We start from the raw sequence: 2,551 nt of genomic DNA, 5'->3' as shown, positions 1-2,551 counted from the left end.
AACAGGAAAAGCGCGGAAATCACGGTTGCAATCACGCCACCGATTTCCTTGAAGGCGCCGAACTGCGACAGCGCGCTGGCCGTCACCGCAATGATGATCGATGCTATGGCAATGATTCCGGAATGCCCGATCGCGAACCAGAATCCGACCGAAACCGGGCGCTGCCCGTCCTGCATCAGCTTGCGGGTCACATTGTCAATCGCCGCAATATGATCGGCATCAACCGCGTGACGCAGGCCCAGCCCCCAGGCAAGCACAGCGGTGCCGAGCATTAACGGCTGTGCATGAAACAGGCTGAATGCCCAGACCCAGACCCCAATGTTGGCGGCGATCAATCCGGCAAACAAGGCACCAATTCGTCGGCGCAGAGACAGGGATGGCAGTGACTTCGTGAGGTGCATGATTGGCTCGGCGATTGAGGAATATACAAACGAAGGATGGCGCCGCAGACGTGCTGCAGCGCCGCCCATCAAGGGATTTCGCTAGAAATTGACCTTTGCGCCAATCCTCACAGTTCGAGGCTCGACCACGCGGCTCAACCGGCCTTCCACCGGAGCACCTGCATCGAAGGCGGGGATGTAGGACTCGTAATAATAGGCGATGTCCTTGTCCCGGCTGTCGAAGATGTTCAGCACTTCTCCAAATATCTCGACCTTCTTGCCCTTCCACGCGGCCCGGGCATTCATGACGGTGCTGCCTCGATCCCGGACACTGTTGTCCTCGACAAGCGGAGAAGGTCCAAGGTGGCGCACCCGAATGCTGGCTTCCCAGGGATCAAGAATGATGGCGGCACCGGCTGAAGCCGCGTTCTCAAATGCATTGGGGATGTGATCGCCATTGTCGAAGCGCGCATGGCTGGCGGTATAGTTTCCATCAAGCGCAAGCCAAGGGAACGGCCGCCAGAAGGCGACGATTTCATAGCCATGACGCCCACTGGCACCCGACGGTTCAACAGCATTGGAATCGCCAATGAAACGAAGTTCGCTGCCGACATGCAGCCACCAGTAAGTCGCGGTTAACGTGACCCCGGAGAATTGAATGCGTCCTCCCAGTTCCTTGCCGATGCCGCGAACCAGAACGGGAACAGGCGTGTCCCTGTTGACCGCACCCCGAACATCGTTGGAATGGAATCCACGGCCCCAGTTGGCGTAGAGTTCAAGATGCGGCGTAACCTGATAGGCGATTGACGCCTTGGGAGAGAGAATCGACGCTGAGCCACTGCCTTCGCCCAGCGACGCCGCAACAGAATCTCGTGCACGCACGGAATAGTGATAATAGTCCCCGCGAAGACCACCTGTCACACGCAGTCCCGCCAAGGGTTTCCAAGCGACTTCGCCGTAGAGCGCGGAAGACAATTCCCCGACCCGAAAGTGCCCGAGAGATTCAAGAAATGCGCGGGCAGCCGTTCGATCGACACCAACATTCCCGACGGCGTCGTATCTGTTTTCGGTGCCAAGGCTCACAGCCAGACTGTCAGCGATTTCCCAATGTTTTTGTGCGGACAGCCCGAGGACCCAACGCCGGTCGAACTGCTTGATCTGCGCGCTTGTGCCATCCGGATCGGTGTAAGTGGGGTTCGAGAACATCGACCAGTCGTAAAACTGGGCATAGACATTGGCGCGCCATGTCGGTTGCTTGACCGCGATGTTAGCCACCAGGCGCGTCGTCTCACCCCGCGCGGAAGGATCTGGAGAGCAGAACACATCCGCACACAACGCCGTGCCGATAATGCGCTCGGGGATTTGCTCGGTTGGGTGCCATGTCGCCCGGTAGGCATGGAGAGATGCCTCCAATGTGCCCGCACCGGTCGGCATGCTATATTTCGCGAACCCCGAGTAATGGCGCAGACGTTCAGGTTCCTGCCACGGTCCGTCATAGGCCTTGGCCTGGGCGACAAGCGTGAGGTCTCCGCCGCCCAGGTCGTGCAATGTTCCACCCGCAGCGACGCGGCGCCAACCATATGAACCAGTCTCGGCCGATGCCCATGGCCGGTCATAACCCTTGATGGTCGTCATATAGGCTGCTCCCGCCAGAGCGAAATCACCGCCATCGGCGCGGTAGGGCCCTTTACGAAAATCCTCCCGGCCCACGATCTCCGGAATGAGGCCGTTGAGGTCGAGATAGCCATGACCATGTCCGTGGGTACGAAAGTTCATCTGCACATCATCGATATAGGTACTGAAGTCAGACCCATGGTCGAGGTTGAAACCGCGCAGGAAATACTGGTTGGCTTTGCCGCTCCCAGAATGCTGGGCTGCAACCAGCCCGGGCACCGCTTCCAGCAGTTCGGCCACGCGGAGAAGAGGCCGCACGAGGAGATCGGCCCCTCCGACGCTCCTTCGCTCGCTGATTTGGCAGTGCCGATCATGGCCTCACCGCGACCGAAAACCACAATGTCGTTACCCGCCACGACTGCATCCGCGCTTGTTTGCGATGCCTTTTCAGAGGTTTCGGCAAATGCCGGTTTTCCGATACAGATCAGCGCAAGGGCGCTGCTGGTAGTAATGGTCTTGATCACTAAATAGTCCCCCGGCGTCTTGCGACGTGGCCG

At 59.0% G+C, this 2,551-nt stretch carries 2 pseudogenes; both read right to left on the bottom strand.

The window, feature by feature from the left end:
* Positions 1-401 (bottom strand): annotated as a pseudogene (locus C0456_RS19980) (HoxN/HupN/NixA family nickel/cobalt transporter); the annotation flags it as partial.
* 81 nt (positions 402-482) lie between these two features.
* Positions 483-2,410: pseudogene (locus C0456_RS19975) on the bottom strand (TonB-dependent receptor).
* Between the last annotated feature and the right edge of the window lie 141 nt (positions 2,411-2,551).

The organism is Hyphomonas sp., assembly GCF_013823385.1.
Classification (GTDB): Bacteria; Pseudomonadota; Alphaproteobacteria; order Caulobacterales; family Hyphomonadaceae; genus Hyphomonas.
Note: the sequence above shows the minus strand (reverse complement) of the source record. Positions and strands in the feature narration are given on the sequence as shown.